The organism is Vibrio sp. Vb1729 (assembly GCF_033338655.1).
Classification (GTDB): domain Bacteria; phylum Pseudomonadota; class Gammaproteobacteria; order Enterobacterales; family Vibrionaceae; genus Vibrio; species Vibrio alginolyticus.
This window is the reverse complement of the sequence record NZ_JAWOTB010000011.1, coordinates 717,537-742,814: the sequence shown is the minus strand read 5'-3', so window position 1 is coordinate 742,814 and position 25,278 is coordinate 717,537. Positions and strand designations below refer to the sequence as shown.

The 25,278-nt window shown below is 45.0% G+C and carries 20 protein-coding genes; 12 read left to right on the top strand and 8 right to left on the bottom strand.

Annotated elements, in window-relative coordinates; genetic code table 11:
• Positions 1-83: 83 nt before the first annotated feature.
• Together R7E29_RS08075 and R7E29_RS08070 are read right to left on the bottom strand one after the other, a co-directional pair.
• Positions 84-3,245, bottom strand: coding sequence for a chitinase C-terminal domain-containing protein (locus R7E29_RS08075; protein WP_136977116.1), 3,162 nt, complete (start codon positions 3,243-3,245; stop codon positions 84-86).
• 277 nt (positions 3,246-3,522) lie between these two features.
• The gene (locus tag R7E29_RS08070; RefSeq protein WP_005386077.1) at positions 3,523-4,404 is read right to left on the bottom strand and encodes an AraC family transcriptional regulator; all 882 of its coding nucleotides are present in this window, start codon (positions 4,402-4,404) and stop codon (positions 3,523-3,525) included.
• Between the two features lie 206 nt (positions 4,405-4,610).
• Here R7E29_RS08070 and R7E29_RS08065 point away from each other — a divergent pair, with 206 nt between their 5' ends.
• The 7 genes from R7E29_RS08065 (at position 4,611) to R7E29_RS08035 (ending at position 11,152) form a co-directional block, all read left to right on the top strand.
• A complete protein-coding gene (locus R7E29_RS08065; protein WP_047103556.1) occupies positions 4,611-5,759 on the top strand; it encodes an iron-containing alcohol dehydrogenase in 1,149 nt (382 codons plus the stop codon).
• 294 nt (positions 5,760-6,053) lie between these two features.
• Positions 6,054-6,710, top strand: a complete 657-nt coding sequence (locus R7E29_RS08060) for a lysoplasmalogenase (RefSeq protein ID WP_005376394.1) — start codon at positions 6,054-6,056, stop codon at positions 6,708-6,710.
• 169 nt (positions 6,711-6,879) lie between these two features.
• A complete protein-coding gene (locus R7E29_RS08055; RefSeq protein WP_005376395.1) occupies positions 6,880-7,614 on the top strand; it encodes an amino acid ABC transporter ATP-binding protein in 735 nt (244 codons plus the stop codon).
• Complete coding sequence (locus R7E29_RS08050) at positions 7,614-8,411, top strand: amino acid ABC transporter permease (RefSeq protein ID WP_005376396.1); 798 nt, start codon at positions 7,614-7,616, stop codon at positions 8,409-8,411. Before R7E29_RS08055 ends, R7E29_RS08050 begins: the two co-directional genes overlap by 1 nt.
• A gap of 9 nt (positions 8,412-8,420) precedes the next feature.
• Positions 8,421-9,239: a transporter substrate-binding domain-containing protein gene (locus R7E29_RS08045; protein ID WP_054576007.1), complete on the top strand. Its 819-nt coding sequence runs from the start codon at positions 8,421-8,423 to the stop codon at positions 9,237-9,239.
• An 81-nt stretch (positions 9,240-9,320) separates the two neighbouring features.
• Positions 9,321-10,241, top strand: coding sequence for an amino acid ABC transporter permease (locus R7E29_RS08040; RefSeq protein ID WP_054576008.1), 921 nt, complete (start codon positions 9,321-9,323; stop codon positions 10,239-10,241).
• A 92-nt stretch (positions 10,242-10,333) separates the two neighbouring features.
• Complete coding sequence (locus R7E29_RS08035) at positions 10,334-11,152, top strand: EAL domain-containing protein (RefSeq protein WP_054576009.1); 819 nt, start codon at positions 10,334-10,336, stop codon at positions 11,150-11,152.
• Positions 11,153-11,258: 106 nt separating this feature from the next.
• Here the strand turns inward: R7E29_RS08035 and R7E29_RS08030 are convergent, their stop codons facing one another.
• Positions 11,259-11,792: an RNA-binding S4 domain-containing protein gene (locus R7E29_RS08030; RefSeq protein ID WP_005376400.1), complete on the bottom strand. Its 534-nt coding sequence runs from the start codon at positions 11,790-11,792 to the stop codon at positions 11,259-11,261.
• Between the two features lie 226 nt (positions 11,793-12,018).
• On the opposite strand from R7E29_RS08030, the gene R7E29_RS08025 reads away from it, so the two are divergent.
• Positions 12,019-12,972 (top strand): endonuclease/exonuclease/phosphatase family protein, encoded by a 954-nt coding sequence (locus tag R7E29_RS08025; RefSeq protein WP_258630355.1) that lies wholly within the window; start codon positions 12,019-12,021, stop codon positions 12,970-12,972.
• 17 nt (positions 12,973-12,989) lie between these two features.
• Here R7E29_RS08025 and cra read toward each other — a convergent pair whose 3' ends face one another.
• Complete coding sequence (gene cra / locus R7E29_RS08020; RefSeq protein WP_005386066.1) at positions 12,990-13,970, bottom strand: catabolite repressor/activator; 981 nt, start codon at positions 13,968-13,970, stop codon at positions 12,990-12,992.
• A gap of 373 nt (positions 13,971-14,343) precedes the next feature.
• On the opposite strand from cra, the gene fruB reads away from it, so the two are divergent.
• The 3 genes from fruB to fruA are packed head-to-tail and all read left to right on the top strand — an operon-like array spanning position 14,344 to position 18,210.
• A complete protein-coding gene (gene fruB, locus R7E29_RS08015; RefSeq protein WP_054576010.1) occupies positions 14,344-15,477 on the top strand; it encodes a fused PTS fructose transporter subunit IIA/HPr protein in 1,134 nt (377 codons plus the stop codon).
• Positions 15,478-15,486: 9 nt separating this feature from the next.
• Positions 15,487-16,458, top strand: a complete 972-nt coding sequence (gene pfkB, locus R7E29_RS08010) for a 1-phosphofructokinase (protein WP_054576011.1) — start codon at positions 15,487-15,489, stop codon at positions 16,456-16,458.
• 18 nt (positions 16,459-16,476) lie between these two features.
• Positions 16,477-18,210, top strand: a complete 1,734-nt coding sequence (fruA, locus tag R7E29_RS08005) for a PTS fructose transporter subunit IIBC (RefSeq protein WP_054576012.1) — start codon at positions 16,477-16,479, stop codon at positions 18,208-18,210.
• Between the two features lie 82 nt (positions 18,211-18,292).
• Here fruA and R7E29_RS08000 read toward each other — a convergent pair whose 3' ends face one another.
• The 4 genes from R7E29_RS08000 to R7E29_RS07985 form a co-directional block, all read right to left on the bottom strand.
• Complete coding sequence (locus tag R7E29_RS08000) at positions 18,293-19,003, bottom strand: hypothetical protein (protein WP_005376411.1); 711 nt, start codon at positions 19,001-19,003, stop codon at positions 18,293-18,295.
• A gap of 175 nt (positions 19,004-19,178) precedes the next feature.
• Entirely contained in the window at positions 19,179-22,238 is a 3,060-nt protein-coding gene (locus R7E29_RS07995) for an efflux RND transporter permease subunit (protein ID WP_005386052.1), read from the bottom strand.
• Positions 22,238-23,299 carry an efflux RND transporter periplasmic adaptor subunit gene (locus R7E29_RS07990; RefSeq protein WP_054576014.1) on the bottom strand — a complete coding sequence of 354 codons (1,062 nt, stop codon included), beginning with the start codon at positions 23,297-23,299 and terminating at the stop codon, positions 22,238-22,240. The genes R7E29_RS07995 and R7E29_RS07990 overlap by 1 nt, the downstream gene beginning before the upstream one ends.
• On the bottom strand, positions 23,299-24,372 hold the full coding sequence (locus tag R7E29_RS07985; RefSeq protein ID WP_054576015.1) for an efflux RND transporter periplasmic adaptor subunit: 1,074 nt from the start codon (positions 24,370-24,372) through the stop codon (positions 23,299-23,301). The genes R7E29_RS07990 and R7E29_RS07985 overlap by 1 nt, the downstream gene beginning before the upstream one ends.
• Positions 24,373-24,532: 160 nt before the next feature.
• Between R7E29_RS07985 and vdeR the strand changes: the two genes are divergently transcribed.
• Entirely contained in the window at positions 24,533-25,261 is a 729-nt protein-coding gene (gene vdeR / locus R7E29_RS07980) for an efflux transporter transcriptional repressor VdeR (RefSeq protein ID WP_017820966.1), read from the top strand.
• The last annotated feature ends 17 nt before the right edge of the window (positions 25,262-25,278 follow it).

The following is a 25,278-nucleotide window of genomic DNA, read 5'->3' as shown; positions in this document are numbered from 1 at the left end:
CAACAAAAAAGCGCACGATAATCATCGTGCGCTTTTGTTTAAGTGCCTGTAAACATTAGGCTATAACAAATAATCCATAATAATTAGATGTTACATACCGTTGACCAGCTACCATCTGTACCCGGTTCAGCCGCTGTCCACCAGTTCGCTTGGTAAACCACACCGTTGTGGATGATCTTATCACCTTGGTTAGCGTGGCTTGGATTACCTGCCCAATCCGTTTGTGGCAGAGCTGGGTATGTCACTAAACCTGTCGTATCACACGTACCTGGTTCAGTGGTACCACCACCCGTGCCCGCATTGAGATCACCAATTGGTAGATCTGGCTGTTCAAACTTGAACGCAAACTCTTTACCACCAGAAATCACTGAGTAGTTAGCCGGACCAGAGATTGGTAGGTAGTAAACCATATCAAGCTCGTAAGTGCCGCCCGCTGGCAAGTCTTTCCATGCTGGTAGAGAGAACGACACACGGTGCATTACGCCATCTAAGCCACCAATGTTGTTTGCTCGAGTATGTCCAGAAGCAATCACTTTCAAACCACCACCTGATTGGTCTTTCGCGTTGTCCGGCGCAGATGCTGGGATATCGAATTGGAATTCAGTACCGCCAGGGATCGCTTGACCAGTGTTGTTCGTAAACGTGATTTTCGGGTTAATTGGGTAGTTTTGATCGCCAACTTTGAAGCCGCCAACACTAACAGTAATGTCTACTGCTTCAGTTGGTGTTGGACCAGTCGCTACTTTATTACCGTAAGGCGTCGCAGACTTAAACTTGTCGTAGATAGCTTTGGTCATAGTGTTACCCATGTGGTATTCACCATTACCTGCCGCACAAGCTTGTTCAGTGGCATCTACTGCCGTACGATTACCATTTGCATCCAGTACGTAACAGTTGTAGTCACCGGCTAGTTCCCAGAACATGATACCGCCGATCTCTTTATCGATAACGTAATCGGCTTTCACCTCGATAGAAGCTTTATCTTCCGTAGATAGGAATACGCTCTTCTCTGCGTTCCACAACCAAGGTGCCACAGCAACGCTATCGTAATGACGGGTATAAGTACCAACAAACTTATCTGAAGGATCGTTGACAGGGTCGAGACCGTAAGCAGCTGCGTAAGAGCCCCAAATACCGTTTTCTAGGTTCTTAGCATGCCACATTGGGTTAGAACCAGCGCCCATTTCGTTTCCTTTAGGGTCGGTATCATGCCACATGTTGTCGATACCAATAGCGCCGTGACCACAGTTGTTCTTCTCACCTTCACCTGTGCCCGGTTGGCACTCTGCTTGGTTTGGTAGTGCCGCTCGGCCCCAAAGGCCATTGTCGCCACCAGTAACACCTTGCCAACCACGGGTGTAGTAAGGAACACCAATGTTGATACGACCTGCTGGCATAGAGCCACGGAAGTAATGGTAAGCCCAGTCTGTGTTCAAGTAACCGATACCACCGTATGCAGCAGTGCCGTATACGTTCCACTGCGCTAGCTCAGAGTCTTTACCTGTATCGAATAAAGCCGCGTTATGACCAACGTGATCATTCCAAGCCCCATGCAAGTCGTAAGACATGATGTTTACGTAGTCTAGGTACTTAGTTACATCGAAGGTTTCCATCCCACGTAGCAAGTAACCTGAAGATGGTGCTGCGATAGTCAGCATATAATGAATACCATCTTGCGCGGATGCCGCATCAAGTTTCTCACGCAATACTTTCATCAGCTCTTGGTAAGACGCCCATAAATACTGACGACGTGGTTCCATGAAGTCTTTGTCGTAAGGGTTACCAGCACCAGCCATTGACGTCGGGTATTCATAGTCGATATCCAGACCATCGAACTTGTACTGACGCATCATTTCAACGGCTGAAGTTGCGAACTTCTCAATACCAGCATGATTAATAGAACCGTCCGCATTCGTCGTCATGGTGTAGAAGCCACCATCAGCTACACGATCGCCGTTCGTATCGAAGTGACCGCCCGTTTCAGCCCAACCACCAATCGAGATTAGCGTTTTAACATCATGTTTTTGCTTGTAAGTTGCTAGTGCACCAAAATGACCTTTAAAACCAAGAGCGGGATCTACCTCAACGCCTGGCCAAGTTTTACCTGTAGCAGGGTTGTTAGGATCATTTACGTCGCCAACGTTTACTTTGCCGTCAGAACCAATGCTCACAAACGCGTAGTTAATGTGAGTAAGTTGTTCCCAAGGAATGTCTTTAACAAGGTAAGTCGATTGTGGGTCGTCACCTGATCGCCAACTGGTGAAGTAGCCGATTACACGACGTGGGTGATCAGCCCCCATTTTCTCACGGCCTTCTTCGTCATAAATAGAACAGTAAGGAACATCTACACCCGTTGTTTGATAAAGACCATCAGGACGACAATTAGATGTCACTGCGCCGCCGTTTACTGTTAACGTCGCAATTGCAGAATCTGCTGTTGCTCCAGCATCATCGGTTGCTCTCGCATAAACACTTAATGAGCCAGCTTGTGAAGGGGTTACATCCAGCGTGTATGGCGCTGTTGTAGCAGTGCCAGCAAGCACACCTGCAACATAAAAATCAACTTTAGCAACGGTACCATCCGCATCCGTAGCATTTGCAGTCAGTGTTACGGAACCACCCAGGTCAATAGAGCTCGCAGAAAGCGCGACATCCACTGTCGGCGCTTCGTTACCAGGTTGCGCTGATGCCACAGTTAACGTCACAACACTTGCCGTACTAACGGCACCTGCATCGTCATAGGCCTTGGTAGAGAACTCGTGCTGTCCTTCAGTTGCTGTCCACGATGCAGCATACGGCGCAGACGTTGCCTGACCAACTAATACACCATCAACAAAGAACTCTACTTTGCTAACAGTCCCATCAGTATCTGCCGCATCTGCAGCTAGGTTAACAACATCACCCGCAGTCACAGAAGCCGACGCAGAAGGCGATGTCAGAGTAACCGTCGGGACTTCATTCTGAGGTGGATCAACCGGTCCAGTGCCATCACAAGCGCCAAGTGTTTCCCACTCGCCCCACTCACCAGATTGCGCTGGATTATTGTTTTGCGTCCAGTAACGCGCTTTATAAGCATTACCTTCATGCTGAACTTGGTCGCCACCGTTATAAACTTTTGATGATTGCCAAGTTTCTAGAGGGGCACAGTCAACTGCTGCGTAGCTATTGAAGGCCATAAGACAAGAAGCGGTGAGTGTGCTTAGTGTGAACACGTTTTTCACTGCGTTGCCGTTTTTAAGGTGCATAATCGCTCTTCCTTAAGTTATTGTTAAAACAATACTAAATGCGCTAAACGAAGCGCATCTATACTTTTATTTCGACGTAAAATAACTTAAGTACAAGTTGGTGATTTCACACTATCTATTTACGAGTTTTCCACACCGCCTCGCAACAATCCACTAAATGATTGCAACAACGTACCTATTATTTGGCACCAGTAACTAATTTTATAACTTAAATAAATATGTCACTCGCAAATTAATAAAAAAGGTAAAAAAAGTCGCCATTTTGAAATAAAGATCACTAAGCCTTTGTTGACCTTGGCGTTTCATTAAAATGCCGCTTGTACTCGCGACTAAACTGTGATGGGCTCGTGTAACCGACCATTCTCGCTGCATCATTAACACGTCTCCCCTCTAACTGGATCAATTCGCGCGCTTTGTTAAGTCGAACTTTCTTAATATATTGCAACGGAGATTCAAGCGTGACATTGCGAAATGCTTGATGGAAAGCAGACACACTCATGTTGGCTTCTTCAGCCAATGCTTGTACGTTCAACTGTTCATGATACGCTTGATGCACGCGATTTAGTGCTTTAGCGACCCTCGCGTAAGAACCTTCTTGATGTGCTAGGTCAAATAAAACATACCCCTCTTTGCTCACCAAAGTACGATACACAATTTCCTCAAGAAGCAGCTCGCCAAGCATGATGACATCAAGCTCGTTACACATTGCTTTCATTAACCGCTTGCACGCATCCAACATACCTTCATTCATACGTACCGACTTAAGGCCGCAACGGGTTGCATCCAGACACTTATTACTGAATTTCTCAGCCTCTAATTTTTTAACGAGTTTATGAAGAAGCGTTGGCGAAATATCTATCGAAATGCCAAGTAAAGGCTCATTGTTTGTCGCAAACGCTTCGCACTCTAATGGCATGGGAACCCCGACAACAAGGTAATCTTCGGGCCCATATTGCACTGGTGTATCACCAATATGAATGTTCTTATGCCCTTGACCCAATACGATGATGCCGGACTGATAGACAAACGGCTGGCGATGATTCCCTTTGCTACTGCGATAAAACCATACGCCATCTATCGCTGTTTTCTTCATACCTTCTAGGTCATGCAGCCCCTGCTTTTCAACATATTGCTGCATGATATCTGCGAGAGTGTGCATTAGAGTGCTCCATCAATGACCAACGAGTTTGGTCTCTATTATCGTTTCGAGCACTATACTTCCTCTCGACTTTAACTTTCTAGCTCAAGAGCATTAATTTTGTAGAAATAGGCAAATTATTTGCAGAAATCGACCTGTTAACGATCGTTAATCAGGACTAATATGCATGTATTCAATCTCCTTCACTGGAAGCAAGAGGGCTAATAATGAACTTTTCTTATGTAAACCCAACCAAGATTTTCTTTGGTCAAAAACAAATCGCTGCAATCAAAGAAGCTATCCCATCCGACCAAAAAGTTTTAGTGGTATACGGTGGTGGCTCCATCAAAAAAAATGGCGTGTACGACCAAGTAGCAGAAGCTCTTGAGGCACATGAATGGCTAGAGTTTTCAGGTGTTGAACCAAACCCAACCAAAGAAACACTCGATAAAGCAGTCGCAATGGTAAAAGAGCATGGCGTTGACTTTATTTTAGCGGTAGGTGGTGGTTCAGTCATCGATGGCTCCAAATACGTAGCAGCGGCATCAAAGTATGATGGTGATGGTTGGGATATCATGATTGGTAAGCACCAAGTCACTGAAGCGACGCCTCTAGCTGCAATTTTGACATTGCCAGCAACAGGCTCAGAGTCAAACATGGGCGCAGTTATCACTAAAAAAGAAACTCAAGACAAACTTCCGTTCATGTCTCCAGCAGTGCAGCCAAAATTTGCCGTGTTAGACCCAGATGTAATGAAAACACTGCCAGAACGCCAGCTTATCAACGGCATTGTTGACGCATGGGTGCACGTATGTGAGCAATACTTGACGCTTCCTACCGGTGCAATGGTTCAAGATGGTTACGCAGAAACACTGCTGAAAACTTTAAAAACACTCGGAGAACAGTTTGCGGAACGAGACGACGATATGTGGCGCGCAAACTTAATGTGGTCTGCTAACCAAGCATTGAATGGGTTAATTGGTAGTGGCGTTCCACAAGACTGGGCAACACATATGATCGGCCATGAATTAACGGCTCTATGGGGCGTTGATCATGCGCGTTCTCTTGCAATTGTCCAACCGTCGTTACTTCGTAACCAAATGCAGTTTAAGCGCCCTAAGTTAGAACAAATGGGTCGCAACGTATTTGGTCTTGAAGCAGGTGAAGATTTAGCAGAGCGCACAATCGAATCTATCGAAGCGTTTTATCATCAACTTGATGTCGCAACTAAGCTCGAAAACTATGGTGAGAGCCGTGAACAAGCTATCGATGCCATCATTGATCAACTAAACAAACACGGCATGACTGTTTTAGGTGAAAACCAGGCGATCACACTTGAACGTAGCCGAGAAATCTTAGAGTTAGCTGTCTCATAACTGCAACAATTCTTCACTGCCCTTCCTAGGGTTTAACGGTATTGTGACTTAACAGTCACAATACCGTTTTTTTATGCTATTTTGTAAGCCACATCACGTTCAAAACGAGGAGGCTTCTAAAAACAACGATTCCCTCCAGACAAAAAATCGGCCGTGTTGGTTAGTAAAGAGACAACTGTCCAGCTTTACACAAATAAAAATAATTGAGATCAAAGAACGAGTTAACTCGTTAATTAAGTTTTGATTTGTTGTAGTGATGTACTACATAATTTTGTCTGTTCGAGAAAACACTTTATGTGGCTAGTTGTTGTCGTATTAGCATTCATACATATCATCAGTATCCGTAAAGGCTCTAAATGGCTCTTTTACGTTTCTAAACCATTACCAGTGCTCTGTATGCTTGGTATTTTAATTCAGTCCCCGGCTTACCCAATGCCATATGCGCATTGGATTTTGATTGGCTTATCGCTCTCGTTGCTTGGTGACGTGTTATTAATGCTCCCTAGAGACAAGTTCATTACAGGATTAGTGCTCTTTTGCTCTGCACATCTCTCCTATAGTTATGGTTTTGCCATCATGTCAGCGTGGCATTTTACACCTTGGCTCCCAATTGCCTTGTTCGGACTCGGTATATGCGTCTACTGGTTGTTCCGACCGGATCTCGGTAAAGAAAAACGGCCAGTTGCTAGTTATATATTGGTACTGATGACTATGTGCTGGGCTTCGATCGAGTATTATTTGAGTGGGAAAACACAATCCTCCTCTTTTGCAGTGCTCGGAAGCTTTATCTTTATTATCTCTGGCATCGTATTGGCTTTCGAACGCTTTGGAGGACGGTCAATATTTTCACGACAAGTTGTCATGGTGACCTACTATTCTGCACAGACACTAATGGTTATGTCTGTTGTTGCGATTGTTGTTCGTTATCCGTATCTCGTTGAACTGAGTTAGTCATACTCTAGACTCTAGACTGCACCAACATTAAAGAAACATGGATGTATCTTGTAAGCGATCTGAATAGAGTCTTAAAATCATCGCCTAAACATTAGCTTATTCTTAATGAAATTACGCGCACAACTTGCTATTGTAAAAGGATATTTTTCCGTTATAGCGTGCCCCTTTGAAAGAGAATACTCCCGTCGTTGAGTTTAGCGACGTAAATAAGTGGTATGGCGATTACCACGCTCTAAAAGACATCAACTTCTCCGTGCATTCTGGCGAGATCGTCGTGGTGTGTGGCCCTTCAGGTTCCGGAAAATCAACGCTCATTCGTTGCATCAACCATCTTGAATCGATTCAAGAAGGCCAGCTTCATGTGTTCGACCAGCCTTCTCACGCAAAATCTCTCAAGCCCGGTAAAATCGGCATGGTGTTCCAACACTTTCACCTTTTTCCTCACTTGACTGTACTGGAAAACCTCACCTTAGCGCCGATTCGCACACTCAAATTATCAAAACAAGAAGCTGAAAAACGCGCAAAACATTACCTAAAGCGAGTCAATATTGAAGAGCAAGCGAGTAAGTATCCTATCCAGCTTTCTGGCGGTCAGCAGCAACGCGTCGCGATTGCCCGCTCCTTGTGTATGGAACCGGATTTACTCCTGTTTGACGAGCCAACTTCAGCGCTTGATCCGGAAATGATCAACGAAGTGTTGGATGTCATGGTTGAGCTGGCTCAAAGCGGAATGACGATGATTTGCGTCACGCATGAAATGGGATTTGCCAAAAAAGTAGCGAACCGCGTGGTATTTATGGATGAAGGCCAAATCTTGGAAATGAACTCTCCAGTCGCCTTATTTGAGACACCACAGCATCCACGAACCCAAGCATTTTTGAACCAAATTTTAAGTTACTGATGATAGTTCGCGTAATCAAACCTGTCCTTCAAGCTTTACTGCAAATGACGCTCCTCTTCATCGCGATCGTGTGGGTGTTGGACTCTGGTGCCGACGCTATGGGCTATCAATGGCAATGGGAGCGCGTACCTGATTACATCGCTTTTTATGAAGATGGCGAATGGTGGCCGGCAGAACTTATTGATGGGCTATTGGTCACGCTTAACATCTCGGCTATTAGTCTATTTTTTACCTTAGTATTAGGGTTGGTTACCGCGTTACTAAGGCTGAGCGATTCGAAAGTCGGCAATGTTATTGGTACCACTTATGTCGAAGTAATACGTAACACGCCGTTGTTGGTGCAAATCTATTTACTCTACTTCGTGTTTGGCCCCGTGATTGGTTTGGACCGATTCAGCACCGCCGTTTTGGCATTATCCCTTTTCCAAGGTGCCTACACCGCGGAAATATTCCGTGCAGGTTTAAACAGTATTCCTAAAGGGCAATTCGAAGCAGCACAAACTCTCGGGCTATCACCGTTTTACACCTACAAAGACGTAATTTTGCCTCAGGTTTTACAGCGCACATTACCGCCATTAACCAATGAAGTGGTTTCTTTGATCAAAAACTCTTCCATTGTAAGCGTGATGGCGATTTTTGATCTAACAACACAGGCACGCAACATCGTCTCAGAGACGGCGATGCCGTTCGAAATTTGGTTTACCGTGGCAGCAATTTATCTTGCTCTCACTCTGTCACTTTCTGGCTTGTCTGCATGGCTAGAACACAAACTCGGAGCCAGTTGGCGCAAATTATAAGGAGATAACATGAAGTTATTCAAAGCGACCATTACTGCATTATTAGGGCTAGCCATAGCTATGCCTACAATCGCGAAAGAAGATGTCGCCACACCCAATGTAGATCAAATCAAAGAACGAGGCACTTTGCGCGTTGGTATGTCAACATTTGTACCTTGGGCAATGCGTAACAAGCAAGGCGAGTTAATCGGTTTTGAAATCGATGTTGCCAAACGCTTAGCAGAAGATTCAGGTTTGAAAGTGGAATTCGTACCGACTGCGTGGGATGGCATTATTCCCGCACTACTGGCGAAAAAGTTCGACGTGATCATCGGTGGCATGTCAGTTACGCCTGAGCGTTCCAGAAGCGTCTTGTTTACTGAGCCCTACTCGCACTCAGGCGTTCAAGTAGCAGCAAACAAAGAACTCGCCTCTGGTTTTAGCGAATTTTCGGATTTTGACTCACGACGCGTAAAAATTGCGGCTCGTCGCGGCGCATTCACCGTTCAAGTAGCCAGAGAAACCTTCCCGAAAGCGAAGATCCTGCAATTTGATGACGACGCGCAAGCGTTCCAAGAGGTGCTGAATGGTAACGCCCACGCGGTTATTGCTTCTAGCCCAAAACCAGAACATGAGACAGTGAAACACAGCGACAAACTATTCCTTCCATTCTCTGAGCGACTATCAAAAGGTAACGAAGCCTTTGCAGTTCGCTTGGGGGAAGAAGATAAAAAGGCCTTTTTCAATAAATGGATTGAAGCAAGAACCCAAGATGGATGGTTAAAACAACGTTATGAATACTGGTTCTCGACATTAGATTGGCAAGATCAAGTCGCGCAAGGCCAGTAATCTAAATGGCTCGTGGACGCCGCGAGCCTATACTCTCCAATCATCCATTTTACTTTTCCATAACTTATCGGAGTCAAATTTTTGGGCGAACACACTACCACTCGCACAGTACCCGCGAAATCCAGCACAGGCTACCTTTTACCGCAATTAAACACACTAGACTGGGTACTACTTGTTATGTTCGGTATCGGTGGTGTTTGGCTGTACCATCGGTCCGCTGTTGGTGTGCATTATTTGTGGCAGTGGAAAGAGGCGCTTGAATTACTTTTCACGCCTAGAGCAGATGGTGGTTTGCCCTACTTCTTTCAAGGTTTGATTTCGACGTTAAGGCTTAGTGTTTGGGGCATAAGCTTCGCATTAGTGTTTGGCACTTTGTTAGGCTTAGCACGCTTCTCTCGTTCCGTTTGGTTGCGCACACCTGCCAATGCGTTTATCCAGTTAGTGAGAAACATCCCTCCGTTGGTGTTTGTTTTTATTTTCTACTTTTTCATTTCTAACCAATTGATCCCGTTACTCGGTTTGGAAGATCTTCTACGAAACTACAACGGCGAACCAAATGCGCTACAGCACTTTCTGTTTGGGCCTTCGAACCTTTGGGAAAACCTTGCCTCTGGCGTGTTATGTGTCGGCTTACTCTCTTCTGCCTACATTGCAGAAGTTGTGCGCGGTGGTTTACAAAGTATCGACCAAGGTCAGTGGGAAGCGGCTGACTCATTGGGCTTGTCTCGATGGGTGAAATACCGATTTGTTATCGCGCCACAGGTGCTTAAATCAATCACACCTGCACTTGCCGGTCAAACCATCTCTTTGGTGAAAGACACCTCTATTGTTTCACTGATTTCGATACAAGAAATGACGTTTGTTGGGACAGAGATGGCAAATTCATCAGGGTATATATTTGAAATTTGGTTGATTGTCGGCCTTGCTTACTTCTTAATTTGTTTTGGTCTGTCACTTATTTTTCGCCATATTGAAGCAAAATCGGAAGCCATTTCAAATTAACTCAACCGCATATGTAATTAGGCACATTTGATTCTTCAAATCAGAATTGCACCCTGTTACATTGACAAGATGCTAAATTTTCGGCGTTTTTCATGGAGTTAAAGAATCAATCCGACTACGAGCGATACATAAAACAAGATAATCTTGGTGAATATTACGTAGTTCTCAATCAATTCACTTTTCACAGTGTTTATCAGCCAATTTTTGATAGACGCCAACGTATTATTGGTATGGAAGCCTTACTGCGTATTCGTGGCATTGATGGTTCCCTAATTCGCCCTGACGTGTTTCTGGCCAATAATGGTCTTGATCCCTACTTTCGCTTATGTGTAGAGTTTTTATCCAGAGCAATGCACATTCGAAATTTTGCACGCTATTTCGCAGGGACACCGATCAAACTGTTTCTTAACGTCATGCCTCAAACGCTACTCACACTAACCAAAGACATGGGCTTTAAAGATAACGGCCTGCTTTACAAACGCCTTTCCGAACTTGGTATGAGCCCAACAGACGTAGTTTTTGAAGTAGTCGAAGAGTCATGCGGAGATACGGATTTATTAATCAAAGCCGTACAGTTAATGAAAGCGAATGGTTTTATCTTTGCTATCGATGATTTTGGCGCCCAACATTCTGATATCGCACGTGTTCAGCAGCTCTGCCCTGACATCATCAAAATCGATCGTTCCTATTTGCTAGACTACTGTGCCGGAGAAACCTTTTCCATACATAGCGCCGTTGATCTAGCGGATCATATGGGAGCAAAAGTCATTATAGAAGGGGTTGAAGAAGACGTGCAGCTACAAGCTATGTATCAACTTAATTTGGATTATTACCAAGGCTTTTACTTAGGAAAGCCTTGCGCCATTCATCACTGGACAGATAGCCTAAACATCGAGACGACAGTGCATTAACACTGCCCACTTACAGCACAGTGAAACCAAAAAAGCGCCGATATAATATGCTCGGCGCTTTTTAGTTTTACTCAGATGTCACTTATTTAGTTAAGCGTTCATTTCCCTAGAAAAAATCAATAGAATTACGTCCGCTCTTCGGATCACGAGTGGCTTGCGGTTTGTCTTCTTTTTTGCCTTTCTTAGCAGACTGAGACAACGCTTCTTTCTGCGCTTTACGCTCTTTATGTGCCGCTTTACGGCCTGTTGATTTAGGCCCAGAGGCTTTAGGTGACTTACTTTGACGAGACTTATCTTTACGAGAAGACTGCGCTTCTTTTTTCGCTTTCTTTTCTGCTTTTTGCTCTGCCGTTTCAGGTTCGGTTACTGGCGCATCGCAAACCACAACATAATATTCCTGGTTAAACTCAAAAAAGTCACCATCATACATCTTGCGGCGCTTACGTGTTTCTAGTTCACCATTCACCGCGACATAGCCTTCCTCGATGATATGTTTTGCTTCGCCGCCACCGCTGACCAAGTTTGCGATTTTAAAAAGCTTGTATAGTTCGATTGGATGCGCATCAACATCGATGCCAATCGCTTCGATCTCAATCTCTTCGCCTTCTAAATACTCTTCGTGGTCGTAATCTTGGGTCATGTTACTTACTCTTACTATTTGATGCCCTGAAGTTTAAACGCAATGCTTAAAAATAGAAACCTCTGCCGATGTTCAATCACCGATTCGCCTTGGCGTTTGAGCACCTCTTAACCCATTTAACTTGTCGCTCGTTAGCTTGTATCTCGATGCGTAGCTCAAACGAAGCTGCAATTACGCAACCTGAAGGTATATACTCTCTAAGTTATTGTTGAAAAGAGCGAATACTTTGTCTCAACCAAGTAGAATTACCTTTGTCACTGCGAACTTGTTTAATTTTGTCGCACCGCCTAACGCCTACTATGATTTCGAGAACATATACTCGTTAGAGCAATGGCGAGACAAACTTTCGTGGACGCAACGTCAAGTTGAAAAACTGGAAGGCGACGTGATTGGCTTACAAGAAGTGTTCAGTATCGAGAAGACCCAGGAATTTTTTTCAACCATCGGCTACCCCTACTTTGCGACCGTTGACACCCCACATGTTGAAGATGAGTACATTTACTCAAGCCCTGTTGTGGCAATTGCATCTCGGTTTCCAATAGAAAAAGTACAAGCGGTAGAGTTTGACTTAGCAACGCTTGAGCCTTTTGGAGTAAGTGTTGTTCCAGAGTTCAGTCGCAAACCTATCTATGCCCAAGTAATACATCCTGTACTTGGTCATATCGCCGTTTACGTAACGCACCTGAAATCTCAACGCCCGGCCGACTCAGAACAACCAGAAACGTCTAGCACGATTATTGGGCGCTGGTTATCCACCCAGCAAAGAGGCTGGGAAGCAGCGATGTTAAGAGACGCGATGCAAAAGAGGTATCGAAAAGAACCAATGCCGACAGTGTTAATGGGCGATATGAATCAACCTATCACTCCTATCAGCGTTAACAGCGCATTGGTATCCAACGCTGGTGACAGTGTCACTGAATTACAACTCAAAGATGGTTGGATATTGCAAAGTGACGCTCAGAAGGATGAACGCCCCGCCACGCACTATCATTTTTCCACTGGGAACGTACTCGACTATATCTTGCTCTCACAAGAGTTTGACACCTTATCAGATATATCGGTTGCCGAGGTTGTTGACTATCAGGTGTCTAACCAACATCTGATCAACCCGATTTATGACAGAGATAAAAACGCCAGCGACCACGCATTTGTGGCGCTGACGGCTGAAGTAAAGCTTTGAGCAACCTATTTAGTTACTTAGTGACGTTTCACAATTTTACGCGGGATAAGTTCTACGCCAGGCTTGTAACGCTTAGCGGAAGCATTGAGTGCTAACTCCATTGCGCTGTCCGCGATCAACTCAAACTGTTGAGGCAAAGAGTTGATTTTCACAGGCAAAAAGTCCAGCAGTCGATTATCACCAAATGTCGCTAAACGCACCTTTCCCATCAGTTCTGGTTTTTCTAGCATTACATCCAACACACCTTCTAACAGTGTGTATGACGTTGTAACAATGGCATCTGGCAATGCGTTCTCTGTTAACCATCTCTCTAAGACTTTCTTGCCTTCTTCCCGGGAGAAGTGTTGTCCATAACCCACTGTTGCCGTTTTACCACCTTGTTGAGAAGCAGATAGAAAACCAAGCTCACGCTCTTTTGAGACTTGAAGATCTTGCAATGCACCGATTAAGCCAATGGACTTTATATCCTCTGACAGTACTGACTGAGTGAGTTCAAGTGCGGCATCAAAATCTTCGCTGATGACACAACAAAAGTGCTCATCATCCATTGGACGGTCTAGCGCGATAACTGGCGTACCAGAATTTTGCAACTTAAGATAATACTCGTTTGCAGTGGGCATACCACTTGCCACAAACAACGCATCAATACGACGACTGACTAATGCTTCCGCCACCTTTTGCTCTGTATCAGGATCATCATCAGAGCAGCCAATCAAAATTTGGTACCCCGCTTTCCGAGAGTTCTGCTCTATCAACTTTGCAAGACGCGCATAACTGGTGTTCTCTAAGTCTGGGATGATAAGCCCAAATGAGCGTGAATTACCTGCCCGCAAGGAAGACGCCGCATGATCTGGCTTATAATTGTACTCATCTACAACGGCCATCACCTTTTTCTGAGTCTTCTCGCTGATGCGGTATTTCTGCGCTTTTCCGTTAATCACATAGCTAGCAGTTGTCTTAGAAACACCCGCTAATTTGGCTATTTCATCCAGTGTCATATTCTAAACCTTATTCTGTGCGCGCGATCATATTAATACATCAACGATCTTTCGATAAGTTGAATTATAAGCTGAACCGATTCAGTATAAAAGCTGAAAGGATTCAGCAAAACTTAAAAATTGACGTAAATCACCTGAATACACAACAAACCAATTTGTAGGCTAGGCTATAGGACAGCGCCAAAGACTCATTTGTTAACGTCAGTTTTTAAAACAGTTTTTCTGAGTCTTTTAAAAAATTTACCAACAAGCTGAATCGATTTAGCTTGAAAGATAAAAGGTTTGAGGAGTGATAAGCGCTCAGAAGAAGCGGCGTTCAACTTCTCACACAGAATACATTTTTAAATTGATACCTTAAGGCTGGAGAAGCACCATGCTTAAGCTAAATAAGAACGACATTACCCTCTCGCAATCAGCGACAAATAAGTTTGAAGCAATAAAGAGTATTGCTCATAGCCTGACTGATAAAGGCCTAGTTGAACGCGGTTACGTTGAAGGCATGCTAAACCGTGAAAACCAAAACTCTACGTTTTTGGGGAACGGTATCGCCATCCCGCACGGTACAACCGACACTCGTGCAATGGTGAAAACAACGGGTGTTGCTGTGCATCACTTCCCACAAGGTGTCGACTGGGGTGATGGCAATACTGTGTTCGTCGCTATCGGTATCGCAGCTAAATCTGATGAACACCTTGGCATTCTTAAACAGCTCACCAAAGTGCTAGGCGCAGATGGCGTAGAAGAGCGTCTGCGTAATGCAAAAAACGAAGACGAGATCATCGCCCTACTGCACGGTGATGTTCAGCTTGAAGCAGACTTTGACGCTTCTTTAATTCAACTGATGTTCCCTGCGAGCGACATGCTACAGATGAGTGCTGTTGCTGGTGGTCTGTTAAAAAATACTGGATGTGCTGATAACGAGTTCGTTGCAGATCTCGTTACCAAACAACCAACTCACTTAGGTAATGGCCTGTGGTTAATTGGCAGTGACAAACATGTCACTCGCACAGGTGTGTCATTTGTCTCGACGGCAAACGACTGCGAATATGAAGGTCAAAAAGTGCGTGCACTTGTCGCGTTCGCGGCATGTAACAATGCTCACCAACCTATCCTAAAAACGCTTTCTAACATTGTGTTTAACAATGAACACGGCAAGCTTTTAGATGCATCAGTAGAACAGATTCTTGCTTTGTTCAAAGGTGAAGAAGTCACAGCCGCACCTTCAGAAGAAGGCAATACCGCTGTATTTAAAATCAAAAACTCTCACGGCCTACATGCTCGTCCGGGGGCAATGTTAGTCGCAGAAGCGAAAAAGTTTGAATCCACTATACGTGTTTCCAACCTAGACGGAGATGGAAAAGCAGTAAACGCGAAGAGCCTAATGAAAGTCATCGCGCTGGGCGTTAAGCACGGTCACCAACTTCAATTTACAGCAGAAGGCCCTGATGCGCCGCAAGCCTTGGAGTCTATCGGAAATGCAATCGCTTCTGGCCTTGGTGAAGGTTAAGGATCCGATATGACAAACAAAACAAATAAGGTTGTCACTATTACGCTCAACCCAGCATTGGATTTAACAGGTTCAGTAAATGAACTAAACGTTGGTTCCGTGAGCTTAGTACAGCAAAGCAATCTCCACGCTGCTGGTAAAGGTGTCAACGTAGCAAAAGTATTGAGCGATTTAGGCGCAGACGTCACGGTTACCGGCTTTCTCGGTAAAGATAACCCTGAGCTATTTCATCAGCTTTTCAATGACATCAACGTTAAGAATGAGTTTGTAGAAGTACAAGGTGCAACTCGTATCAACGTTAAGCTGGTTGAGGCCAATGGCAACGTCAGTGATATCAACTTCCCTGGCGTTCAAGTAGCGGCCGACGAAATTACTCGCTTTGAGGAGACACTATTTCGTCTAGCGGAGACGCATGATTACTTTGTACTTGCAGGTAGCTTACCTAGAGGCGTAACCGCCGAACAATGCGCTGCATGGATAGAAGCACTGCATCAACAAGGCAAAAAGGTGTTGTTCGACAGTAGCAAAGCCGCATTGAAGTCAGGTATTGAAGCTCACCCATGGTTAATTAAACCTAACGATGAAGAACTTGGTGATTTTGTTGGCGAACATCTAGAAACGCCTGAACAATGCCAAGCTGCTGCGCAAACACTGAGCGACAAGGGCATAGAAAACATCGTGGTTTCTATGGGACCTGACGGTGTTATGTGGCTCAACCAAGGCGAATGGCTTAGTGCAAAACCGCCTCGAATGAATGTAGTGAGCACCGTTGGCGCAGGCGATACGCTGGTCGCTGGCTTGTGTTGGGGCCACATGCAACTGATGCCTAAAAACGATTTATTGCGCTTCGCTACGGCACTTTCTGCTTTGGCAGTTAGTCAAGTTGGCGTAGGGCTAACCAGTCAGGAAGAACTGGAAAATATCAAGCGACAAACTGAAGTTAGCGCGCTTTACCCTATTACAAACTTAGAACAAAACTAAGGAACAGAAGGTTATCGTATGAATATTGCCATTATTACTGCCTGTCCGAGCGGTGTAGCAAATAGCATCCTTGCGGCAGGATTACTAGAACAAGCCGCCGCAAAATTAAACTGGAATGCCAAAATAGAATGTCAATCAAGTGTGGTTGAACCAACACTATTGACGGAAGCTGACGTTGAACAAGCAGAAGTCATTGTCATTGCGGCAAATACTAGCGTCGACACTTCTCGTTTTGTAGGAAAAAAGGTTTACCAAGCGGAAATTAACGAAATAGCAAAAGACGCAACTGCGTTTCTCCAGCAAGCGGTTGAAAACGCCACTTTACTTGAAAAAGCAACCACACTTGCAGCCCCTATCATTGCTGAAGCAACATCAAAGAAGATTGTTGCAATCACGGCATGCCCTACTGGCGTTGCGCATACCTTTATGGCGGCAGAAGCTTTAGAAGAAGAAGGCAAGCGTCGTGGTCATCAAATCAAGGTGGAAACTCGTGGTTCAGTTGGCGCTAAAAACCAACTGACTGAGCAAGAAATTGCAGATGCCGATCTGGTGATCATTGCTGCGGATATTGAAGTGCCACTTGATCGCTTTAACGGCAAAAAGATGTACCGCACGAAAACAGGCCCAGCTCTGAAAAAAACAGCCGAAGAGATGGACAAAGCATTCGAGCAAGCCACTGTGTATCAGCATTCTGGTTCAGCTAACTCTTCATCTACCACCGAAGAGAAAAAAGGCGCTTACAAACACCTAATGACGGGTGTTTCGCACATGCTTCCTGTTGTCGTTGCAGGTGGTTTGATCATCGCACTATCTTTCGTGTTCGGTATTGAAGCATTTAAAGAAGAAGGCACACTAGCAGCAGCCTTGATGAACATTGGTGGTGGCTCTGCATTCGCATTGATGATTCCTGTACTTGCTGGTTACATCGCGTTCTCAATTGCTGACCGTCCGGGTCTGGCTCCTGGTCTTGTTGGCGGTATGCTAGCGAGTTCAACGGGTGCTGGTTTCTTAGGTGGTATCGCAGCTGGCTTCATTGCCGGTTATGCAGCGAAGCTCCTTGCGGACAAAGTAAAACTCCCACAATCGATGGAAGCGCTTAAACCGATTCTGATCATTCCATTTGTAGCAACATTGTTCACTGGTCTTGTCATGATCTACATCGTAGGCGGCCCAGTTTCAGGCATCATGAACGGCCTAACTGACTTCCTAAACAACATGGGATCTGACAGTGCAGTACTACTGGGTATTATCCTTGGCGCAATGATGTGTTTCGACCTAGGAGGCCCGGTAAACAAAGCCGCTTACGCATTTGGTGTTGGCCTTCTGGCTTCACAAACTTACGCACCAATGGCGGCAATCATGGCCGCAGGTATGGTTCCTGCGCTAGGTATGGGTTTAGCGACCTTCATTGCGAAGAACAAATTTGAACAAAATGAACGTGAGGCTGGTAAAGCATCATTTGTCTTGGGCCTGTGTTTCATCTCTGAAGGCGCAATTCCATTTGCTGCGAAAGATCCAATGCGCGTGATTCCATCTTGTATGGCAGGTGGCGCGCTTACTGGTGCCCTATCGATGCTATTCGGTGCGAAATTAATGGCACCACACGGCGGTCTATTCGTGCTGCTAATTCCTAACGCAATTTCACCAGTATTAATGTATTTAGTGGCTATTGCAGCGGGTACAGCGGTAACTGGCTTTACTTACGCATTCTTAAAAAGCAAAGCAGAAGCGAAGCAAGAAGTCGCAGCTTAATTAGAGCGACTCCGGTTAACAATGCCACCCTCGAATTTGGCATTTAGCACCTCCCTTTAATTCCGGTTAAGGGAGGTGTTTTTTATTCCGCAGCCGGAACGGCTACAATGTCTACTTCCCCACTGCTCATATCCACCGTTGCTTGATAAGCGCTATGCGGGTCACCGTAGTGCTTGAAGGTAAAGTGGTAAACGTTAGCTGGCGTCCACAAGGTTTTTGACTCTGCGGGCAGAATGTCATAGCCGTCTTGCTGATAAAGCTCTGTCGCCATTACATTTGCGATTGCCGCCTGCTGGTTAGCGTCTCGATCCACCTTTGGCTCTAGTGACGGGTTACTTGGATAAGACTCACCGTTGTAACTCATGAGTCGATATGAGCCATTACTCCAAACGATAAAGTCCTGCCAACCATTACTGTAACTGTCGGCTAGTACAATAGGCGTGCGAGTTACCGACATTCGATTAATAACGTTTCCCTCATTATCAAACATATATGCAGAGCAGCCACCACTACCACAGAAATAGCGATCTTGAAGCAACACTATGTGTTCTGCCTTTCCGTCGCTGTTTAGGTCGGCGCTACCCGATAGATAACGTAGATTGTCTTGCTCGAGCGACAGCCCTTCAGGGGCTAAAACCTTACTATCAATCCAACTGGAAATTACTTCAGCACTAACACTGTTGACTTTAGGGGCAGGTTGTTTGGTTTCTGTCGGCATGCTATCCGTCGCGGTGCAGCCAACCAAGGTGAAAGAACCAACGAAGAAGAGTCCGTTTAATATGCGCTTATTCATGTAATCTCAATCTTTGATGTGTCGTTACATCAGTATACGCATGATTTGCATTGTAATCGTAAGAAAATCATTAAAATCAAGCAAATGAATGGTTTGGTATATATTAGTAAGATCAAAAAAGCCCCGAAGAAAACCTTCAGGGCTAGGCAGGAAGCTGGCAAATAGCCAGGAGTCCCTATGCAGTGGTCGGTTTTACCCTAAACAGAATTGCAAACATCACTGGCACCACTATCAGTGTCAGTACAGTAGCAAAACCAAGACCTGCCATAATCGTTATTGCCATCGAGCCAAAGAAGGCGTCGAAGACCAGTGGAATCATCCCCAAGATAGTTGTTAGTGCCGCCATACTTACCGGACGAACGCGGCTTATCGCACTATCAACAATCGCGAGGTAAGGATCTTTACCAGACTCCAACTCAAGGTTAATTTGGTCAAGCAACACAATACCGTTTTTCAAAATCATGCCACTTAGGCTTAACAAACCAAGGAATGCTGTAAAACTGAACGGCATGTTCGTGGTAAGCAAACCAAAAGCAACGCCAATGATCGCTAACGGAACGGTGAACCAAATGACCAACGGCTTTTTGATTGAGTTAAACAATAAAATAGTAATGATGAACATCAACAAGTAACCCATCGGCAATGAACCGAATAGGCCTTCTTGTGCATCTTTGGATGATTCGTACTCACCACCCCATGTGATTTCGTATCCTTCTGGAACATGCAATGCCATCACTTTAGGCTGTACACGAGCAAATAAGCTTGCTGCCGTGTCGTCACTCAACACATCATGGTCCGCGAGAACGGTTAACGTACGCTTACGGTCACGACGCTGAATTAGCGGCTCACTCCAATCCAGTTGAACGCCATCAATCACTTGATCAACCGGAATATACGTTTGCAACGAAGGACTCCAAATGGTCACGTTTTGTAGTGATTCAAAATCTACGCGTTCTTCTTCAGGAAGGCGTGTCATAATTGGCAACGTATGTGTACCATCACGCAAGTAACCTAAGGTGCTACCACCAAACGCCATTTGCAGTGTGCTTGAAAGATCTTCTTTCGAAATACCTAAGCGACGAGCTTTAGACTCATTGAAAACGGGTACAAGTTCCTTGGTGCGTTCTCGCCAATCGTGACGAATGTTTCGGGCACCAGGATCGGTATGAAGGATGTCTTCAACTTGCACCGCCAAGTCACGTAAAACTTGTGGATCAGGGCCAGTAATACGCGCTTCGATCTTAGACGCTGGTGATGGACCAAATTCCATCAATTTAAACTGGAACGTAGGCGCATCAAATGTTTTCGCCAGATTCGCATCTAACTTATGCAGCAAACCAAACATTTTCTCACGATCAGTCGCGCGAACTTGGAACTGCGCGTACGCTTCGTAACTTTTTTCTGGTTGATAGGTTAAAGCAAAACGCTGTAGGCCCTGCCCAATCGAAGCAGAAACAAAGTCAATATCATCTTGCTGACGAATGTAGCTTTCGACCTCTTCAGCTTTTTTGATCGTTTCACGAATGTCAGTACCCTCTGGCATCCACATATCCACGTAGAACATCGGCGTATTCGATGGTGGGAAGAACTGCTGTTTTACATTACCAAATGCCACGACAGCACCCACTAATAGCGCCACCATGCCAGCAACGGTAAGCCAGCGGAATCGCAATGCAAATTTCAGCGATGCCCCAAATACGACAAACAACCAGCCTTTATAAGGATCATCTTCGCTAGTACCCTGCTCTTTGTTTTCCTCTTTCAACAAAAGATCGGCAAGGAAAGGCGTCAGTGTAATGGCGGTAATCCAGCTTAAAAATAGTGAGAAACACAGCACCCAGAATAGAGAGCCCATGAACTCACCTGTCGCATCTTGCGACAAACCGATAGGTGCAAAAGCCGTAATTGCAATAACAGTTGCGCCCAGCAAAGGCCATTGTGTTTGCTTTACAATATCGACAGCCGCTTGAACTTTGGTACGCCCTTTCTTTAGGCCAACCAATATGCCTTCCACGACAACAATCGCGTTATCAACCAGCATACCCAAGGCAATAATTAACGCGCCAAGAGAAATACGATGCAGTTCGATGTTGTTGTAATTCATCAAGATGAAGGTACCAAATACCGTCAATAACAACACAACTCCTATGATGACACCACTGCGTAAACCCATAGTAAACAGCAACACAATGATTACGATCGCCACTGCCTCCGCTAGACTAATTACAAACGCTTTAACAGATTCATCCACCTCATTGGCTTGGTTGTAAAAGTAGTTCATATCGATGCCAGCAGGCTTGATAGACTCAAGGCTCGCGAGCTCCGCATCCAAACGTTCACCAACCTCAACCACATTCACACCCGATGCAAACGAGATACCGATATTAATCGCTTTTTGACCGTTAAAGAGTACGACGTTGCTTGGCTTCTCTTGAATACCGCGAGAAATCGTTGCTACGTCTTTTAGACGAATTAGATTTCCTGTGTCACGGCCATGAATGATCAGATTTTCTAGTGCTTCTACTGTGTTTAAGGTGCCGCTTGGGCGAATAACAAGGCTTTCGCCATTGACCATCACTTCACCTGCTGAAACCACATTGTTTTGCTGGTTCAACAAGCTCGAAACCACATTCATGTCTAAGTTCAGTGCAGCAAGGCGATCAAGTGAGATCTCAACGAATAGCATTTCTTGCTGATCGCCCGTGATGTCTACCTTACCAACACCATCAACAAGCTCGATTTCACGGGTCAGGTAATCCGCATAACGTTTCAGCTCTACATAGTCGTAATCGTCACCAGTGAGCATTAACATCACGCCATAAACGTCACCGAAATCATCAATGATCTGTAAAGACTGAACACCTTGAGGCAATGATGGTCGTAAATCATTAATTTTACGGCGCATTTCATCCCAAATTTGCGGCAGTTCATCAGGACCATAGTCCATTTCCATGCTCACCGTTATTTGAGACATACCATTAGAAGACGTAGAGGTAATTTTGTCGATATAAGGGAGTTTTCGAATCTCTTTTTCTAGAGGATACGTCAGCTCTTCTTCAACTTCTTTTGACGTCGCGCCAGGGTATGTTGAGATGATCATGGCATCTTTGATCGTAAATGCCGGGTCTTCTAATCGTCCAAGCTCCAAAAATGACGTTAAACCACCAACAGCAAGGATAATAATGAACAACCAGCTGATGACTTTGTTTTTTATTGAATACTCAGCAATGTTCATTATTGGTTATTCTCCACAACATCCACATGTTTACCTTCGCGTAATTTACGCAGATTTGAATTAATCAGAATATCGCCCTGGCTAACACCTGACGACACAATGGCTCCATTGCCATTCACTTGAGAAATCATGACAGGCACTCGTGTGACAATGTCACCTTCTTTTTTCCACACAAAGAACTCATTCCCTTCACTGCCTGCTTGAAGCGCCGTGACAGGAACACTGTAACCATCGATAGAGGTAATGCCCGCCTTCACCATATCGACCAAAACGCTTACGCTGGTTCCCGGCAATATCTCTGTTTTTGGCTGTGGCATCGTCAAGTACATTTCGTAGGTTTGAGTTTCAGCGTTGGGTTCACTTGTGTGCTCTAAATAGTCCAAAGCAAATCTGCCATCGATGCCGGAGAAGGTTGCTCTAGGCTTGTAGCTCATGCTGTCTGAGTTTGGGTCTACCATCGCTAAAACATTGTCGGAAAGCTCAATACGCACGTAAACCAAATCGTTTTGGTATAGGTTTAACACGGGTTCACCAATTGCCACACGCTCAAAACGTTCTTTGAAAACATCGGATACTTTACCGGCGAACGGGGCGAATAAACGGGTGTAATTCAATTGATTGGTCGCGTTATAGAAAGTAGCCTCAGCTAGCTCTTTATTGGCGGTTAGCTCATCAAGTTCCGCTTTTGAAATCATTTGACGTGCATGCAAGTCTTCACCGCGTTTAAGCTGACGAATTGCGAGTGTGTATTGTGCTTCTGCGTCATTCACGGCTTGCTTCTCTTTGCTATCATCTAGCTTTGCGATCATTTGCCCCTGCTTCACAACGTCACCCGCTTTAACCAATACGTGCTGAACTTCCCCAGCGCGGCGAAATGCCATTGGCGTTTGCTCTGCAGGCACTACTATGCCTTTGAACGCGCGATGTTGACTTTGTACTGGTGCATCCACCGAGATAGTCGACACAAAAAGTGGCTGCTCGACGATAGCTTGGTTTTCATTTTTGCACCCCGTTAAAACTGCAAGTGCAATCGCAGAGATCGTAAATAGAGAACGTTTCATTAAATGCCTCCCTCACGAACCCAAGCTTTCACCACTTGTCCTTCAACCAGTCTCTCAACACCAGCAATAACAACGTAATCATTGTTATCAAGCCCGGCTTTCACACCACCTGCTGCGTCAAGTGACACAGTGACTTTATTGACCTGCTGCGTGCTTCTGTCCATTACCCAAACTTCACCTTGCGTCCCATTTTTGTTGACCCAAGCAGACTGAGGTAACGTCATCGCGTCCGATACATGTTGTTTAGCAATGTGTACCTGCCCTGTCATACCTGTCAGCAAATTGCGATCTTCTGGTCGAGTGATGGTCACGATCGCCTCATAACTATTGGTATCGATGTTTGGCTGTGTCGAAATTTCTTTAAATTGCCCAGGAATACGTTTTCCTGGCTCGCTATCCATCGTCACCCACATATCGGAGTTTTCCAGTGACTCAAGTGATACAGATTCCGCATAACTTACTGGCAAGGTGAACGACACATCCAACGTCGTGTTATCAATGAGATTCAAGATCTCCTGCTTCTCTGCTACTACCTGAAATGGGTTGACATAGGTATATGACACTATGCCATCAAACGGTGCGTGAATTTTGGTATAGCTCAAATCGGTTTTAGCTTGTTCGTAGTTCGCCAATGCCGCTTTATATTGAGTTTCTTTCTGATCGTACTCATCAGTACTAATGAGTTTTTTTCCGTAAAGGTTTTTCGAGCGGTCCCATTGTGTTTTCGCTAACGCGTACTGCGCTTGAGCGGCATCTAACGCAAGCTGAAGATCTTTAGGGTCTAACGTTGCGAGCACTTCACCTTTTTGGACCTTTTGACCCATGCGTACACGTAATTCATCTACCTCTCCACCAACCTGAAAAGAAAGCTGCGCGCGATGTGTTGCATCAATACGCGCTAAAAAGGCGTGCGAGTCTTCAAGTTCTAGGTCTTTCACCGCCAGTAATTTTACAGGTTTGATTAAAGGTTCAGACGGCTCAGAAATGGCTTTATTACACCCAGTTAGCATCCCAGAAAGACTTAATGTCACCACTGCGCCAACTAAAGTGCGCTTTAAATATTGTTTTCGCACCCGCTTTCTCCGTAGGTTTTATATATTACACAGCCGTGCAGTATAAGCAGAATTTGAAATTGATCAACATATTTTCCAGGTGGATAGCAAATTAATTAGTCAAAGCGTTCGGTTTCTGGTAAAAGTAAGCGCGTGATTAATATTCGGGAAAATTCGAACTATGAATGAAAGAAAGCAGGGGCGTAGAAGTGCTGAAGCAGCAGAACAAACTAAGTGTCTGATCCTTAAAGTGGCAGCAGATATGTTTTGTGAACTTGGTTACGAGCGTGTCTCGCTGCGCAATATCAGTGAAAAGGCTGGTGTTTCACATAGTTTGATCCGTCACCACTTCGGCAGCAAAGAGAAAATCTGGCAAGCGGTTAGCGATGCAATGGACGAGTTCATGCAGTGCTATATGGCTGAACTCATCAATGAAATGCCGGAGAACACACCTTCGAATAGAAAAATTTATCTGTTTATGGTTCGCATGCTAGCATTTGCTCTCGTCAATCCTCATCCAGTACAGATGATCGCCGATGCCATTCGACAAGGCGATGACGGTGCTCTGCTGCAGTATTTCTTAAAGTCAAAAGATGAGTTCGCTGCGATATTTACCGGAATTTTCGAGCAGTACAACAGCGAAAACCCTAATGCACAGTTTGATCAGTGGGAATCAAAATGGCAAATGTTGATCTTCGCACATGGTGCTGTCAGTCTCGCGCCAATGATGCAAGAAACATGGCCGGATATTGCAGATAATCGCGAAAAACTGCTGATCAAGCATTGGGAATTGTTTAATACCATTATGGCCTCTCAATTTGGGATCGCAAAAGAAGAGATGATTCATCCGGAAAAGCTTGAAGATATCGTTATTGATATGTGCTGTACTATTGATGAAGCAGTAAACTAAAAGCAAACAAGCGAAAA

Bases quoted from the DNA above. Each gene is read 5' to 3' on its own strand.
- R7E29_RS08075 (WP_136977116.1), bottom strand. From the start codon at position 3,245: ATGCACCTTAAAAACGGCAACGCAGTGAAAAACGTGTTCACACTAAGC.
- R7E29_RS08070 (WP_005386077.1), bottom strand. From the start codon at position 4,404: ATGCACACTCTCGCAGATATCATGCAGCAATATGTTGAAAAGCAGGGG.
- R7E29_RS08065 (WP_047103556.1), top strand. From the start codon at position 4,611: ATGAACTTTTCTTATGTAAACCCAACCAAGATTTTCTTTGGTCAAAAA.
- R7E29_RS08060 (WP_005376394.1), top strand. From the start codon at position 6,054: ATGTGGCTAGTTGTTGTCGTATTAGCATTCATACATATCATCAGTATC.
- R7E29_RS08050 (WP_005376396.1), top strand. From the start codon at position 7,614: ATGATAGTTCGCGTAATCAAACCTGTCCTTCAAGCTTTACTGCAAATG.
- R7E29_RS08045 (WP_054576007.1), top strand. From the start codon at position 8,421: ATGAAGTTATTCAAAGCGACCATTACTGCATTATTAGGGCTAGCCATA.
- R7E29_RS08035 (WP_054576009.1), top strand. From the start codon at position 10,334: ATGGAGTTAAAGAATCAATCCGACTACGAGCGATACATAAAACAAGAT.
- R7E29_RS08030 (WP_005376400.1), bottom strand. From the start codon at position 11,792: ATGACCCAAGATTACGACCACGAAGAGTATTTAGAAGGCGAAGAGATT.
- cra (WP_005386066.1), bottom strand. From the start codon at position 13,970: ATGACACTGGATGAAATAGCCAAATTAGCGGGTGTTTCTAAGACAACT.
- fruB (WP_054576010.1), top strand. From the start codon at position 14,344: ATGCTTAAGCTAAATAAGAACGACATTACCCTCTCGCAATCAGCGACA.
- pfkB (WP_054576011.1), top strand. From the start codon at position 15,487: ATGACAAACAAAACAAATAAGGTTGTCACTATTACGCTCAACCCAGCA.
- fruA (WP_054576012.1), top strand. From the start codon at position 16,477: ATGAATATTGCCATTATTACTGCCTGTCCGAGCGGTGTAGCAAATAGC.
- R7E29_RS08000 (WP_005376411.1), bottom strand. From the start codon at position 19,003: ATGAATAAGCGCATATTAAACGGACTCTTCTTCGTTGGTTCTTTCACC.
- R7E29_RS07995 (WP_005386052.1), bottom strand. From the start codon at position 22,238: ATGAACATTGCTGAGTATTCAATAAAAAACAAAGTCATCAGCTGGTTG.
- R7E29_RS07990 (WP_054576014.1), bottom strand. From the start codon at position 23,299: ATGAAACGTTCTCTATTTACGATCTCTGCGATTGCACTTGCAGTTTTA.
- vdeR (WP_017820966.1), top strand. From the start codon at position 24,533: ATGAATGAAAGAAAGCAGGGGCGTAGAAGTGCTGAAGCAGCAGAACAA.